General features: G+C 68.9%; 15 protein-coding genes and 1 pseudogene. 8 read left to right on the top strand and 8 right to left on the bottom strand.

What is annotated here, in order from left to right; all coding sequences use genetic code 11:
- Positions 1-260: 260 nt before the first annotated feature.
- From IEY95_RS49385 to IEY95_RS31370, 3 genes and pseudogenes are all read left to right on the top strand, one after another.
- Positions 261-677, top strand: a pseudogene (locus IEY95_RS49385) (molybdopterin-dependent oxidoreductase); the annotation flags it as partial.
- Positions 678-681: 4 nt separating this feature from the next.
- The gene (locus tag IEY95_RS49390) at positions 682-1,149 is read left to right on the top strand and encodes a ferredoxin reductase domain-containing protein (protein WP_229703491.1); all 468 of its coding nucleotides are present in this window, start codon (positions 682-684) and stop codon (positions 1,147-1,149) included.
- Positions 1,150-1,180: 31 nt separating this feature from the next.
- Positions 1,181-1,453 carry a DUF6510 family protein gene (locus tag IEY95_RS31370; RefSeq protein ID WP_189189542.1) on the top strand — a complete coding sequence of 91 codons (273 nt, stop codon included), beginning with the start codon at positions 1,181-1,183 and terminating at the stop codon, positions 1,451-1,453.
- Positions 1,454-1,673: 220 nt separating this feature from the next.
- Here IEY95_RS31370 and IEY95_RS31375 read toward each other — a convergent pair whose 3' ends face one another.
- A complete protein-coding gene (locus tag IEY95_RS31375) occupies positions 1,674-2,888 on the bottom strand; it encodes a carbohydrate-binding protein (RefSeq protein ID WP_189189543.1) in 1,215 nt (404 codons plus the stop codon).
- A 99-nt stretch (positions 2,889-2,987) separates the two neighbouring features.
- Between IEY95_RS31375 and IEY95_RS31380 the strand changes: the two genes are divergently transcribed.
- Positions 2,988-3,146 carry a hypothetical protein gene (locus IEY95_RS31380; RefSeq protein WP_189189544.1) on the top strand — a complete coding sequence of 53 codons (159 nt, stop codon included), beginning with the start codon at positions 2,988-2,990 and terminating at the stop codon, positions 3,144-3,146.
- Between the two features lie 73 nt (positions 3,147-3,219).
- Here the strand turns inward: IEY95_RS31380 and IEY95_RS31385 are convergent, their stop codons facing one another.
- The 3 genes from IEY95_RS31385 to IEY95_RS31395 form a co-directional block, all read right to left on the bottom strand.
- Positions 3,220-3,957: a DUF899 domain-containing protein gene (locus IEY95_RS31385; RefSeq protein WP_189189545.1), complete on the bottom strand. Its 738-nt coding sequence runs from the start codon at positions 3,955-3,957 to the stop codon at positions 3,220-3,222.
- A gap of 268 nt (positions 3,958-4,225) precedes the next feature.
- A complete protein-coding gene (locus IEY95_RS31390; RefSeq protein ID WP_189189546.1) occupies positions 4,226-5,131 on the bottom strand; it encodes a serine hydrolase in 906 nt (301 codons plus the stop codon).
- A gap of 292 nt (positions 5,132-5,423) precedes the next feature.
- Complete coding sequence (locus tag IEY95_RS31395; protein WP_189189547.1) at positions 5,424-5,984, bottom strand: TetR/AcrR family transcriptional regulator; 561 nt, start codon at positions 5,982-5,984, stop codon at positions 5,424-5,426.
- Positions 5,985-6,282: 298 nt separating this feature from the next.
- On the opposite strand from IEY95_RS31395, the gene IEY95_RS31400 reads away from it, so the two are divergent.
- The 3 genes from IEY95_RS31400 to IEY95_RS31410 all read left to right on the top strand — a co-directional run bounded on the left by IEY95_RS31400 (position 6,283) and on the right by IEY95_RS31410 (position 8,904).
- Entirely contained in the window at positions 6,283-7,194 is a 912-nt protein-coding gene (locus tag IEY95_RS31400; protein WP_189189548.1) for a hypothetical protein, read from the top strand.
- 79 nt (positions 7,195-7,273) lie between these two features.
- The gene (locus IEY95_RS31405; RefSeq protein ID WP_189189549.1) at positions 7,274-8,179 is read left to right on the top strand and encodes an NmrA family NAD(P)-binding protein; all 906 of its coding nucleotides are present in this window, start codon (positions 7,274-7,276) and stop codon (positions 8,177-8,179) included.
- A 167-nt stretch (positions 8,180-8,346) separates the two neighbouring features.
- Positions 8,347-8,904: a DoxX family protein gene (locus IEY95_RS31410; protein WP_189189550.1), complete on the top strand. Its 558-nt coding sequence runs from the start codon at positions 8,347-8,349 to the stop codon at positions 8,902-8,904.
- A 244-nt stretch (positions 8,905-9,148) separates the two neighbouring features.
- On the opposite strand, the gene IEY95_RS31415 is transcribed toward IEY95_RS31410, so the two are convergent.
- Complete coding sequence (locus tag IEY95_RS31415) at positions 9,149-10,381, bottom strand: FAD-dependent oxidoreductase (RefSeq protein WP_189189551.1); 1,233 nt, start codon at positions 10,379-10,381, stop codon at positions 9,149-9,151.
- 105 nt (positions 10,382-10,486) lie between these two features.
- Here IEY95_RS31415 and IEY95_RS31420 point away from each other — a divergent pair, with 105 nt between their 5' ends.
- Entirely contained in the window at positions 10,487-11,713 is a 1,227-nt protein-coding gene (locus tag IEY95_RS31420; RefSeq protein WP_189189552.1) for a cytochrome P450 family protein, read from the top strand.
- Between the two features lie 88 nt (positions 11,714-11,801).
- Here IEY95_RS31420 and IEY95_RS31425 read toward each other — a convergent pair whose 3' ends face one another.
- From IEY95_RS31425 to IEY95_RS31435, 3 genes are all read right to left on the bottom strand, one after another.
- Positions 11,802-11,975: a hypothetical protein gene (locus tag IEY95_RS31425; RefSeq protein ID WP_189189553.1), complete on the bottom strand. Its 174-nt coding sequence runs from the start codon at positions 11,973-11,975 to the stop codon at positions 11,802-11,804.
- Between the two features lie 291 nt (positions 11,976-12,266).
- On the bottom strand, positions 12,267-12,491 hold the full coding sequence (locus IEY95_RS31430) for a hypothetical protein (RefSeq protein WP_189189554.1): 225 nt from the start codon (positions 12,489-12,491) through the stop codon (positions 12,267-12,269).
- On the bottom strand, positions 12,488-13,213 hold the full coding sequence (locus tag IEY95_RS31435; RefSeq protein WP_308429359.1) for a nucleotide-binding protein: 726 nt from the start codon (positions 13,211-13,213) through the stop codon (positions 12,488-12,490). The genes IEY95_RS31430 and IEY95_RS31435 overlap by 4 nt, the downstream gene beginning before the upstream one ends.
- Positions 13,214-13,292 lie beyond the last annotated feature (79 nt).

The raw sequence follows: 13,292 nt of genomic DNA on the forward strand, positions 1-13,292 counted from the left end.
TCCAGGACTTCCCTCACCACGTCCCACGTCGTCGGAGTGCGACGAAAAACGTGCTCAACGGACATCGATCTGCTGCCGGAGCAGAAGGCTCTGAGCGGACGAGCAGCCGCCCCGCTCCGACACTGGCTGGTGGACCTTAGTGCCCGGCGCAGAATGACGTGCTGGGGATCAGAAGGCACCGCATTCACTCACACCCGCGACCGGACACACGCGACACGCTGCCGCTTGCCTGACTTCCCACGAGCCCAGGAGATGACGCCATGAGCTCCTTCTCACCCGGTTTCCGCGGGCGTGCCCGCTCTCTGGCGGACCGTCTGCCTCCCGGCCAGTACCCCACGGAGCAGTTTCCGGTGCTGTAGGCGGGCCCTACTCCGCGCGTCCCCACGGAGACGTGGGCGTTCACGGTGACCACGGAAGAGGGACGCACGCACCGCTGGACGTGGGAGGAGATGATGGCCCTTCCACAGCAGGACACGGTGGCGGACATCCATTGTGTGACCCGCTGGTCCAAATTCGACACCGCATGGCGCGGTGTCTCGCTGGACGCCTTCTTCGAGGACGTCGAGACGGCCGCCGAGTACGTCGTGGTCCACAGTCATGGCGGTTACACCACGTACGTGCCGCTGGAGGACCTCCTTGATGGCAAGGCCTGGATCGCCCACTCCTACGACGGCTATCCCCATGGCCGACGAGCTACCGTCGGGCGCCGAGGTGGAAGTACGCGGTCCGCTCGGCAACTGGTTCGTCTGGCGCAGCGAGCAGACGGAACCGGTGCTTCTGGTGGCGGGTGGCTCCGGATTCGTACCTTTGGCGGCGATGATCCGCGCCCACCGCGAGGCGGCATCGCGCAGCCCTTTTCACCTGCTGTATTCCGTGCGGACCCCCGACGATGTCTGGTACCGAGACCACCTGGCCGACGGGGATTCCTGCCTCGACGTCCGCATCGTGTACACGCGCCAGGCCCCACCCGGCAGCACCCGCGCGCCCGGCCGTCTTACGCCGGACGATCTGGACGCGTCGGCGGCCGGACTGCAGCCGAACAGCCCCATCTACGTCTGCGGACCCACGGGCTTCGTCGAGAGCGCCGGCGACCTGCTCCTCGACCTGGGGCGCGACCCCGCCACCATCCGCACCGAACGCTTCGGCTGACTCGCCGACCAGAACCGCACGGGAGGTCCTCATGACAGACGCGTCCACCCACCTTGACGGCAACTGTCTCGCCGGCCCGCTCTCGGAGATCCTCTCGGTGGAACCCACCACGGCCTGGTGGCGCTGCCCGGAGTGCACCCGGTCGGGCCCACTTGCCCGACTGCACGTCTACGGCCCCGAGCCGGGTCTGACCGCCCGGTGCCCAGGCTGCGCGTATGTCGCCCTCAGGCTGGTCAGGGAGGGGGAGCACATCTGGCTGACGATGGGGAGCGGTACCGGCGCGTTCCGCTTCTCCCTCACCTAGAGCTTGTCCCGTACGGGGCTCGTGCTGTGCCCGTTACCGTTTGATGGGAGGGAAGCGGACCACTCCTGGTGGGACAGCCGAGGTCGCTGCGGCCGGAGGTGGTGGGCGGTCACCACCCCGGCCGTTCACGGCAGTTGTGCGGTCGCGGGCATCGTGGGGTTGTGTCCCGCTCACCCTGCGGCCTGCGGCGGTGTGTCCGCCTTCGACTTCTTCCAGCGTGTCAGCAGGTCCCCTCGTCCTGCCAAGGCCCCCACTCCGAGGCGCCAGGCACCTCGTTCTGGGTCCACCACTTGGCCTTCCAGTTGTGCTTGTTGTACGAGACCTCGTTGCCGGCGACGTAGACGGCCGTCGAGCTCCAGGCGGTCGTGCATCCGGTGCTCGGAGGCGTCGGGGTCGGAGTGGGTGTGGGGGTGCTGGTGGGCGGGGTGGCTCCGGCGAACTTCACCGAGTACTTCGCGAAGTCCCAGGAGTTCTGCGCCACGCTGGAGCACGTGCCCGATGTACGGCCGCCGTTGTCGACGGGAGTGCACTGGCGGTCGCGGTTGAGGGACCAGAAGGTGAAGCGGTCCATGGTGTGGCTGGTGGCGTAGTCCAGCACCGTCTGGAAGTCGGCCTGCGAGAAGATCTCGCCGGTGTCGCTGCGTCCGTTCATGCCGGAGAAACCCTCGTGGGCATAGGCAGTCGCCTGGTCCCAGCCGAAAGTGGACTGGAGGATCGTGTTGAAGTTGGTGAGGGCGCTGGTCTGAGAGGCCGCGCCGTTGAAGCCGCCGTCGAACGGCATGATGGAGAAGTTGTTCGGCGTGAACCCCTGCGACTTCGCCTCCAGCAGCATCTGCTTGCCGAACCAGCCGGTGCCGTCCGCCGTACCGGCCGTGGTGACGGAGACGTAGAGGCCGGGATTGTTCTGCTGGAGGATCTTGGCAGCGCCGATCTCGTTCTTGATGGCCGCAGTGTTCTCGTACTCAGGCTCCTCCAGATCGAAGTCGATCGCGTGCAGGCCGTACTTGGTGATGACCTGCTGGTACGCCGCGGCTGTGGCGGCCGCGTCCGAGCAGGCCTGTCCGAGCTTCGTGCCGCCGTACCCGCCGATCGAGACGGAGATGTCGCCGCCCTTGGCGCGGATCGTGTTGATGACCGACTGCACGGCCGTGTCCGACGAGACGGCGGCTGTGCCGCCCCAAGTGGGGGAGCAGCCACCGCCGTTGGGCGCGAGGATGAACGCCAGCTGGAATGCCTTGAGGCCGGTTGCGTCCATGATGGCGGACGGGTCCGGCGGGTCGTTGTCCAGTGGCATCAGATAGGGAGCGGCGGCGTACCAGCGGTTGCTGAGCGCGGTGGTCGCACCCGAGGCATTGCCCGCGACCAGGGCGGTCGTGCCGACTGCGGTCAGGCTCACGGCGGCTGCCGCGCCCAGACATGCGCGAAGACGTCTCACTGTGCCTCCAGGGCAGTGGGGGAGTGGCCCCAGCTTCTGGGCACTGTCGCGATCATGTCAATGCGTTGGACTAGACCAGAAGGGTCTTTGGACTAGACCATGCGTTTCCTTTACCTGGACGGCATGAGCTCGGCCAAGGTGGTCGGGTACGGCACCGGGGAGGTCGGCGACCGGCAGAAGAGAAGCCGGCTCGACGAGTCGGCGACCTCGCGGTACTACGTCTCGAACGTCTTGTCCCCGAGCCGGTACAGCCCCTGAGACGCAGCGGGCGCAGCGTGCCCCGACCGGCGGACGGTTGACCAATTCCCGCCGCGGGGTGGCCCTGTCCGGATCAGTGGGCGCGATCGTACTCGTCGTGGCGGCGCAGCCAGAAGGTCTCCTCGCCGTCCTCGTGGCGGCCCATCGGCGTCCGGTCGAGGAGGCCGTAGTAGGCCATGGCAGGCTCAAGGCCGCGCGCGGTGGTGACGTACGTCCGGTAGACGGTGTCGTCCGAGCGCGCGTATGCGCTCAGTCCCGGGCCTTCGGTGACGTACCCGAGCACGTCCGTGCCGGACGCCTGCGCCATCTGACTCACGGTGGGCGGAATCTCGCCGTCGAGGAACGGCCTCAGCTCGTCCTCGGTGTGCAGAAAGCCGAGGTCGCGGTGGAAGTCGCTGCCGACGGTGGAGACCCAGTCGAAGCTCCAGCCCATCCGCTCCCTGTAGGCAAGGAGCTTGTCGAGTGGCGCCCGCGAGGAGCAGATCAGCGTCACGTCACGGGCCTTGAGGTGGACCGCGTTGGGGTCGAGGGTGTCCGCGATCGAGGAGCAGACCGTGCATCCGGCCTCGTACGGCGGGCCGAACATGAAGTGGTAGACGAGCAGTTGCGAGCGTGTGTCGAAGAGGTCGGCGAGCGACTTCGTCCCGTCCTCGGTCTCGAAGCTGTAGTCCTTCTCGACCGGTACCCAGGGAAGGTCCCTCCGCTTCCGGGCGAGCTCGTCGCCCCGTCGGGTGAGTTCCTTCTCCTCCACGAGCAGTTCTTGTCGTGCGGCCTCGAATTCCTCCTGCGTGCCGATCCTGTGCTCGGACATTGCCTTTCCCTCCTGTGTGGGAGCAAAGCAACGCATCGCATCGGGCGGTCGCCGCAGCGGCTGCCTGCAGCGCCCGCACCGGCGTACCTGTCCGGCTATACGTCCACCGTACGCGCGCGGTGGTGGGCCTTCGAGACCAGCCGGACATCGCGGAGGGCGGCGAGATCTGCCTGGTCGAGACCTGGGTGGCCGACTTCTTCCTCGTGCTCGTCCCGTTCCGAGTCGACCCACGGGCCGGGTCACGGAGGGCGCGTCGACGGGTGTGCCGTCAGTGGGCGGTCGCCGAGGTGACAGCGGCCCGAGCCTCGCGTTCCACCAGGGCGATGCCATCCTTCATCGACGTGTTGCCGTCGGAGAGGACGGCGACGAGGTAGTGACGTCCGTTCGCCGTGACCCGTCCGACGCTGTTGACGTCCCACAGTCCGGTTGTGTTGCGCTGCAGCCAGCCGTTCTTCAAGGCCCACCCGGAGCCGCCGGCCGCGGAGACGCCCCACGCCTGCTCGCCGACGATGCGCGTCATGAGCGTGCGGATGTAGGTTCGCGACGCCTCGGTGAGCGCAGTGGAGCCCCCGGGTGAGGCCGAGCCGGTGTCGAACACCGCGCGCAGCAGTCGAATCTGGTCGCTCGCCGTCGTCCGTGTCAGCCCCCACTTGGCGCCGGGGCCGCCCTTGGTCGCAGTCAGCCCCAGCCGCTTGTTCGCCGCTTCCAGGCCCGGCGCCAGGCCGATTCGCCGCCAGAGCGCGTTCGCCGCCGCGTTGTCGCTGCGCTCGATCATCGCCTCTGCCTGGTCGCGCTCCTGCGCGGTCAGGGCGTGTCCCGTGTCCTGCGCCTTGAGAAGTGCTGCGGCAAGGATGTCGACCTTGACGATGCTGGCGGTGTCGTAGGGGGTGTCGTCCCCGTACACCGCGGGCTCCCGGCCCGTGCCGTCCAGGTCGAACACCGCAGCCGTCACCCGCGCCCGCCCCTGAGGCTGGACGAGTGCGCGGGCGTCAGTCGTGGCGGTGTCGGACCGCACCGACGCCGGGGCGGCGACCGCCCGGTCGAGTGAGGCGGCTGAGAAGAGCGTCGCCAGTGAGGCCGCGAGAATGCCGGTGCGGACCACGGCGCGCCTGCCATGCGGCTTGGGCCTCCCCGCATTCTGCGGTCGCGGCGAGGGGGACGGTCGGTGCGCCATGGGGAGGAGCCTCGGCAGTTCATGGGAGAGGTACAGAACTGCGAACGTATAGAAAACGCCCGTCCCACGACGTGACCGCTGCCACGAAAGGGCCCATTGGGGGCGAAATGTGTCGAGAGCCACAGGTTGGTGCGCGGGTGACTCCGCACTGGCTCGCCGCCGCGACTTTGACCCGCCATCCGGGCGGTCGCGGCCTCACCGGCAGCAGTCACGTACGTCTCGCTGGCTCAGGTGCTCAGGTGCTCAGGTGCTCAGGTGCGGAGGTGCGGAGGTGCGGAGGTGCGGAGGTGCTTCAGCGAGCCGGGGAGAGCGCCGCGCGTGCGATCGTGAGGATTTCGTCGGACAGCGGCGAGTCTTTGACGGCACGGGCCAGCACGACGGCGCCGAGCATGGTGCACAGCCGCGTGATGCCGTCCTGGTCCTCGGCGGCGAGCCAGGTGGCGAAGTCCTGTACGCCTTCGGAGTAGGCGCGATGGGCGTCGTTATCACCTGTGTCGCGCGCCATGTCGGCGGCGAGCGCGGCGGCGGGGCAACCAGTGGACGCGTTGTCCCGGTGGCGGGGAGACAGGTACGCGTCGATCATGGTCCGCTGGGCGTCTTCGCGCTGCCCCTCGTTCTCCTCCAGGGCGGCCGTGCGCCACTGGGCCAGTTCGTCGAACGCATGCCTGACCGCCTCGTCGATCAGGGCTTCCTTGGAGTCGAACTGCTTGTAAAAGCCGCCGTGGGTCAGGCCTGCGGCCTTCATCAGGTCGGCGACGCTCACGCTCGTGCCCCGCTCCCGAAAGAGGCGCGAGGCCGTCTCCACGACCCGCTTGCGGTTCTCCTGCGCCTGCGCCTGCGACACGCGGCCCATGAGTACCTCCTCGATGGATGACGGTTGGCATCTATCCTAGCTCCGGAATAAATTATGCCAATAATCTATTTGGTCGAGCGTGGCAGCCGCCCCCTGGCCACCGTGCCGACCATCGCCCGGCCCCTCCCCGCGCCGCCTGCCCCTTCCACCAGAAAGTCCCTTCATGGAAACCCCCGTCGGATCCGCTCCCGCGTGTGAGCAAAGACCCTGCGCAGCGGACGAGCTCTCCCCTCAGCGAACCCCGGCCGCCCGCCGCCGCCCGCCGGTGAGGGCCTGGCTCCAGCCGACAGTGATCGCCTTGATCGTCGTGGCGGCCTTCATCGGCTGCTACGTGGGCCTGCAGCGCGACCCTCAGCCCCACCAGATCCCCCTCGCGGTCAGCGGACCGAACCTGCCGAGCCAGATAGGCCAGGCCCTCGGCGGCACTGTCGATGTCCAGCCGGCCGCCGGTGCCGAGGACGCGCGCGCGGCACTCGAGCGCCACGACGTCGTCGCCGCGCTCAGCGCCGACGGCCCGGGCCGGCTGCACCTGGAGATCGCGGGGGCAGTCGGCACGTCCACCACATCGGCCGTGAAGAACCTCGTCGGCGCCTACGCAACCGGTGCGGGTGAGCACGTCACCACCGAGGATGTTGTCCCCCTGGCCCACTTCGACGCCCGGGGACTGGCCGGCTTCTACATGGCCTTCGGCGTGACCCTGGCCGGTTTCGTCCTCGGCTCGAACGCTCTCGGCCTGACCGGTCTTCTGCGCCTGCGCCACCGGTTCTGGCTGCTGGCCGGCGCCTCCGCGGCCATCGGCACCGTCGCGGCGATCATCGCCGGCCCCGTACTGGGAGCGGTCCCGGCCCCGGTCGTCCCGCTGGTCTGCACGCTCACCCTGCTGGCAGCTGCGGCTGCCTTCACCACCAAGCTGCTCGGCACCTATCTCGGCCCCATCGGGGTCCCGGTGGCCACCCTTGTACTCCTCACCGCCGGCAACGCCACCAGTGGTGCCACCATCGGCGCCGATCTGCTGCCTGCCGGAGCCCGAGCCGTCTCCGCACTGCTGCCACCTGGCGCGGCCGTCCGCGCGATCACCGACCTGAGCTACTTCGACGGCGCACACACAGCAGGCCCTGTGATCACGCTCGCTCTGTGGGCCGTCATCGCCGGCGTCCTGGTCGGCCTGCGTCCTCGGCTGATGCGGCGGCGCGCCGCAGTCGCCGCCTGACCCCTGCCACGTGCTGAACGCACGTGCGATCACGCCACCACTCAACTACCCAGCTGTCCAAGCGGAAGGAGAATGGCCAATGTCTGCCGGCAACCTTGTTCTCATCACCGGCGCCGGTGACGTGGGCCGCACCGTCCTCGACCAACTGCGCGCGCAGGACGTGCCGGTGCGCGTGATGGTCCGTCGCGACGACGATCGTGCGGCAACGTTTCGGGCGCTCGGCGCGGAGGTCGTCATCGGCGATCTGACCCGGCCCGAGACCGTCGCGGCCGCGCTGAACGACGTCAAGAGGATGTACTTCGCGATGCCCGTGTCGCCGGACCATCTGCTGGCCGCGACGGTGGCGGCCACCGTGGCCCGCGAGAACGGGCAGCTGGACGGCCTGGTCGACATGTCCCAGATGACGGTGTCGCAGATGACCGCTACCAGCACCGCGGAGTCCCACCAGCAACGGCTGCACTGGCTGGCAGAGCAGGTACTGAACTGGTCGGGCCTGCCCGTGATCCACATCCGGCCGACGTCGTTCCTGGACAATGCGCTGTTCACCACGCTGGCGGCGCAGTCGATCCGGGCGAACGGCACGATCGCGCTGCCGTTCGGTACCGGGCGGACCTCACCGGTCGCCGTGGCCGACGTCGCCAGGGTGGTCGCCACCGTGCTCCGCGACCCCGCTCCACACATCGGTCACGTCTACGAACTGACCGGGCCCCGCACGGTCGACATGACGGAGATGGCCGAGGAGTTCTCACAGGCGCTCGGGCGTCCGGTGACCTATGTCGACGTGCCGCTGGACCAGTGGCGGGCAGAGACGCTCGCGAAGGTGGGCCTGCCGCCGCACACCGAACAGCACATCGTCACCATGGCCCGACTGCACCGCGAGAACCGCTACGACCGCGCATCCGATGACGTCGAACGCGTCACCGGGGTACCTGCCCAAACCATCGAGGCGTTCGTGGCCGCCCGCAAGGACTTCTACCTGGGCTGAGCCGGTCTTCAGTCGGCGCCCAGATGCATGGTCATGGTCGCTGCGGAAGGATCGGCAGGGGTGGTCTGTGCTCTGCGATGCCGCGCAGGGCATACCGCCGACCAGTGCCTCGGCGCCCGTCCGAGCTGGGGGTACTCCCGTTCCGGCGTTCTTTCCGGAGCATTGAAATGGATACGAAGCACATCTTGAGCTCTCTTTCGAGTCCTACGGAATCGCGAGCGGATGTCACCACCGCGGCGACGTCGTCCGCGGCCGACTGGGGCCTTTTGCTGATCAGACTGACCTTCGGCCTGCTGCTGGCCGGGCACGGCGCACAGAAACTGTTCGGGATTTTCGGCGGTGGCGGCCTGACGGCGACCGCCAAGGGGTTCGCCGACCTCGGCTTCCGCCCGGGAAAAGTCTTCGCCGTGATCGGTGGCCTGTCCGAATTCCTCGGTGGCCTCGGCCTGGCCGCAGGACTGTTCACTCCACTCGCGGCCGCCGCCGTGATCGGCGTGATGATCAATGCCATGGCGACCGTCACCGGCGCTCACGGTCTGTGGGAGCAGAATGGCGGCGTGGAGTACAGCGTCTGCATCGCCATCGTTGCCCTGGCTGTCGCCGCCATCGGTCCGGGCCGGCTCGCTGTCGACCGGTTCTTCCGCTGGGGCGCGGGCGGCTGGGGCGAGGCCGCCGTCGCCCTCGGCCTGGGCGGTATCGGCGCTGCGATCACGCTGAGTCTGTGAACCTTGAGGGTCGCGCCTGTAGCACAACTTGGCCGACGCCTCCTCGAAGGCCCTCGCAACGGGCGATGAAGGCCCTCGCAACGGGCGAGTTTCCCGCAGGGATGCGGACCTGCAGCACGAGCAGCTCCCGTTTCCACGTCTGTGGTCGACGGTCACGGTCGCGCATCTCCCCGTGCTGCCAGGCCCGTATGACAGAAGCGCAGAGCCAGAGCCCAACGAAGCACCGCCAGCCGTGCGCTGCAGCTCACCGCACCGACTCGACGGGCGGACGCTCGCGCACAGCGCCGTAGCCGATGAAGTACGCCGGCACGCGCTTCAGCCACGGTGACGTGGTGAGCAGCTTGCTCATCCGCTCCGCCCGCCTGGCGTTGCCGAGGGGCGGGCGTCCCCCGAGCACGGGCGCGATGACCCTCGCGTGAGCGATCCGCTGCAGTGCCTGCGTTGCCGCCGTGGTCGGCCAGCGGCGCCGCTGGACGCCGCGTACGTCCCGCAGGCCGACCACACCTTTGCGCAGCGGCCCGACGAGATACCGCGCCGCGGCCACCGCGTCTTCGACGGCGAGGTTGATGCCGATGCCGAAGACCGGTGACATCGCGTGTGCCGCGTCGCCGATGCACAGCAGTCCCGGGCGGTGCCAGCGCCGGAGGCGGTCGAGCCGTACGTCGAGCATCTTCACCTCTTCCCATGACCGCAGCGCATGGGCCCGGTCCGCCAGCCAGGGCACGGCGGCCGAGAAGTCGGCCATGAACCGCTCGAGTCCGGCGGCGCGGCGCTCGGCGTCGGTCCCCTTGGGAATCAGCGCGGCGCACTGCCAGTACTCCCCACGGTCGATCAGCGCGGTGAGGAACCGGTCGCCGGCGCCGCCCACAAGCCCGTGCGGGTCGCCTGTCCGCCGTGGCAGCCGGAACCACCAGGCGTCCATGGGACAGGTGAACTGCCGCAGTCGCAGTTCGGGCCGCGACCGGGCCAGCGAGCTCCGACCGTCGCAGGCCACCGTGAGGGTGGCCCGCAGTTCGCCGGTGCGGCCGTCGGTCGTGCGGTATCGCACTCCGGTGACCCGTCCATGTTCCACCAGGAAGGACGTCGCCTCGGTGCTCATCCGCACGGAGAAGGACGGCTCCTTCCTGGCCTCGTCGGCGAGGAGGTCGAGCAAGTCCCATTGCGGCACCATCGCCACGTAGTTGTATGGCTCCGGCAGCGCGCTGATGTCCGAGACGGTGATCAGCGAACCGTCCACGCCGAGCGGCAGCTGGACCGTGGTCACCCGACGTTGCTGCAGACGGGCGAAGCGCTCGGCCAGGCCGAGATCGTCCAGCAGCGCCAGGGTCGAGGGATGAACTGTGTCGCCGCGGAAGTCGCGCAGAAAGTCGCCGTGCTTCTCCAGGACCGTGACGGCTACGCCGGCCCGGGCCAGCAGCAGGCCGAGGACCATTCCCGCGGGGCCTCCGCCCACCACGCAGCACGTTGTCCGCTCCATCGCAGTCCTTCCCTTCGGTGTCGTCCGCGACCCAAGCCATTGGGACATATACCCTCAAAAATGAACAAGTTCGCCGTGTGGGATCGTGACGCCCCTGGAGACCCGATGAGCCAGCAGCCGGTCCTTCTGCCATACGCCGATCCGGCCTTCATGGCGGATCCCTTCCCGCTCTACCGGCAGCTGCGTGAGGACGGCCCGGTACGGCGCGCCGTCGTCGCCGGCGGCCTCGAGGCATGGTTGGTCACGCGCTACGAAGACGGCCTCGCAGCCCTGTCCGACTCACGGCTGAGCAGCGACGTGCGAGACGCCTCGGACCCCCGGCTGCTCGAGCGGCTGCCCGCCACGGAACGCGAGTCGATGCTGCGCACCATGCTCCGCTCCGACCCGCCCGACCACACTCGCCTGCGCCGCCTGGTCTCCAAGGCGTTCACCGCCCGCAGGGTGGCCGAGCTTCGGCCGCGCGTCCAGGAGATCACCGACCAGTTGCTCGACGCGATCGTGCCCGCCGGCAAGGCCGACCTCGTGGAGGACTTCGCGCTGCCGCTGCCGGTCACCGTGATCCGCGAACTGCTCGGCGTGCCCGTCGCCGACCGGCACGACTTCCAGCGGTGGACCGACGAAATGATCCTTCAAGGAGACGAGCCGCCGGACCCGGTCCGGGTGGGCCGGGCATGGCGGCAGATGCGCTCGTACCTGACCAGACTCCTCGCAGACAAGCGAGCCCGGCCCGGTGACGACCTGCTCAGCGCGCTGATCGCCACCCGAGACGAGGAACACCGGCTGGACGAGGACGAGCTGATCGCCATGGCCTTCCTCCTACTGGTGGCCGGATACGTCACCACCGTCAATCTGATCGGCGGCGGCATCGCCGCACTGCTCGCCCACCCCGACCAGCTGGGGATGCTGCGGGACGATCCGGAACTGCTGCCCGGTGCGATCGAGGAGTTCCTGCGCTACGACGGTCCGGTCAACCCCGGCATCGCACGGTTCGCGCGCGAGGACGTCACGATCGCGGGAGTGACGATCCCGCGCGGGGCGACCGTGCTGGTCGCCTCCGCCATCGCCGACCGCGACCCCGCGCGGTTCCCGGACCCCGACCGCCTGGACATCACCCGGCAGGACAACGCGCACCTCGCCTTCGGGCACGGCATCCACTACTGCCTGGGAGCGCCGCTGGCCCGGCTCGAGGGCCAGATCGCCATCGGAACCGCCCTGCGCCGCCTGCCCCACCTCGGCCTGGCCGTGTCGCCCGGCGAACTGCGATGGCGCTCGGGCGGTCTACGTGGCCCCGCACAGCTGCCCGTCACGTTCACCCCCGACGACGCCGGCTGACGGACCGCCCGCGGCACCTGCAGCACGCCCGGTGTGTTGACCACAAGCGTGAGCCGGACCCAGCAACGCTCAGTCCGGCTCGCTGCGGTCACGCGGAATCGATGTCGTCCACCCGCTCGCCCTCCGCCTGGGACGGCTCGGTCCTGGGGACGTCCGGGTGCTTCATGGCTGCACGCTCAGCCGGTTCGTCGCGCTCGCCCTCGGCCTGGGAGGGAGTGTGAGAGTACAGCCAGGTGTCGTAATCCGAGGCTTCGGATGTCATGGCGCGCCTCCCTTGGTGGCTCATCTCCCATGGTCCTCCCTCGGCCCCAGCAGGGCGAGAGCACCCGGCACTGCCTCTCGCGCCCCAAGCCACCGAAGCTGCAGGGATCCGCAGCCCTGCCGATCCCGGGTGGCGCTGAAACCCCCGGCCGCCCTCCGCCGCCGGACACCGGCCGGGCGGACGGTGAGGAAGATCGAGGGGACCGCCGAGTTCTTGGACCTGGTCGGTGCTGCCGCCGGTTCATGGCCGCCTGCGGCCCACGCACCGTGCCCTGGGCGTGTGCCGCCCGGCTTACGTGGTGCTTCTCTGGGGACGCAGCACGGCGGCGCTCGCGCGCAGGAGCGCGGAGACGTGTGGTCCCACCCATCGGGTGAGGTCGCGCGGCAGGGCGGGGTCGAGCTCGATGGTCACTCGGAGATATCGGGTGTGCAGCTGAGTGACCTTGGTGTGACGGGGTGCGGCGACTTCCGGCCCGCGCTGCAGTGCGGCTCGGTAGGTGTCTTTACGCTGATTCACGCCTTGTCCTGACGTTTGATGAGTTCGTCTGCGAGGTCCATGTAGGCCGAGCCCTTGACTTCGACCGTGCTGCCGAATGACTGGGCGTACAAGTCGAGCCGTGGAATATGGGTGGACAGCACGTCGAAGCCCCGTTCGGTGAGGGCTTCGCGCGCGTCGGCATCAGGACCTGTGCGCGTGGCCTCGGGCCGGTTGGTCCGGTTCAGCAGGACGGTGGCGCGGGCCGGCTGGGCGCGCAGGGACTGTACGTCGCCCATCTCACCGCCGATGGGCGCCATGCGGTCCAGCTCGATGGGGGCCGGGGTCACCGGCACGATCCACTCGCTCGCGTACCTCATGATGCTCCGGGCGATATGCGCGTGGTCCTCCATCTGCGGGGCGTCGAACACGACGGCCTGCCGATTGCCGAGGAAGTCGTTCACACGCCGGTGCACATCGCCGACCGGAAGGGCGACCACGGGAAACGGGAAGCCTCCTGCCAATTCGCTCCAACGCAGCGCGGAGGAGGCCGGGTCGCTGTCCACCAACAGCGGTGAGATGCCCGACTCGTGAAGTGCGTGAGCCAACCAGACAGCGCTGGTCGTCTTTCCCACTCCGGGTTTCAGATTCACAAAGGCATGGCTCATCAACACAAGAGCCAACGCTAATGACCGAGAGCGGCCGACTGCCGTCGGCGCGGGGCACACAGTCTCACCGTTCACCCTGCGGTGCCGGTGAATCATTCGGTTGGGTCAATGCGGAAGTCGCCAGGCCCAAAGGGGGCCTGGCGTGGCGACGGGCACGGCACAAGGACACCGTTTC

The organism is Streptomyces albiflavescens, assembly GCF_014645835.1.
Lineage (GTDB): Bacteria > Actinomycetota > Actinomycetes > Streptomycetales > Streptomycetaceae > Streptomyces > Streptomyces albiflavescens.

What these genes read in the sequence shown, in the direction of transcription:
- IEY95_RS49390 (WP_229703491.1), top strand. Translation starts at nt 682, where the DNA reads ATGGCCGACGAGCTACCGTCGGGCGCCGAGGTGGAAGTACGCGGTCCG.
- IEY95_RS31370 (WP_189189542.1), top strand. Translation starts at nt 1,181, where the DNA reads ATGACAGACGCGTCCACCCACCTTGACGGCAACTGTCTCGCCGGCCCG.
- IEY95_RS31380 (WP_189189544.1), top strand. Translation starts at nt 2,988, where the DNA reads ATGCGTTTCCTTTACCTGGACGGCATGAGCTCGGCCAAGGTGGTCGGG.
- IEY95_RS31385 (WP_189189545.1), bottom strand. Translation starts at nt 3,957, where the DNA reads ATGTCCGAGCACAGGATCGGCACGCAGGAGGAATTCGAGGCCGCACGA.
- IEY95_RS31390 (WP_189189546.1), bottom strand. Translation starts at nt 5,131, where the DNA reads ATGGCGCACCGACCGTCCCCCTCGCCGCGACCGCAGAATGCGGGGAGG.
- IEY95_RS31395 (WP_189189547.1), bottom strand. Translation starts at nt 5,984, where the DNA reads ATGGGCCGCGTGTCGCAGGCGCAGGCGCAGGAGAACCGCAAGCGGGTC.
- IEY95_RS31405 (WP_189189549.1), top strand. Translation starts at nt 7,274, where the DNA reads ATGTCTGCCGGCAACCTTGTTCTCATCACCGGCGCCGGTGACGTGGGC.
- IEY95_RS31410 (WP_189189550.1), top strand. Translation starts at nt 8,347, where the DNA reads ATGGATACGAAGCACATCTTGAGCTCTCTTTCGAGTCCTACGGAATCG.
- IEY95_RS31415 (WP_189189551.1), bottom strand. Translation starts at nt 10,381, where the DNA reads ATGGAGCGGACAACGTGCTGCGTGGTGGGCGGAGGCCCCGCGGGAATG.
- IEY95_RS31420 (WP_189189552.1), top strand. Translation starts at nt 10,487, where the DNA reads ATGAGCCAGCAGCCGGTCCTTCTGCCATACGCCGATCCGGCCTTCATG.
- IEY95_RS31425 (WP_189189553.1), bottom strand. Translation starts at nt 11,975, where the DNA reads ATGACATCCGAAGCCTCGGATTACGACACCTGGCTGTACTCTCACACT.
- IEY95_RS31435 (WP_308429359.1), bottom strand. Translation starts at nt 13,213, where the DNA reads ATGATTCACCGGCACCGCAGGGTGAACGGTGAGACTGTGTGCCCCGCG.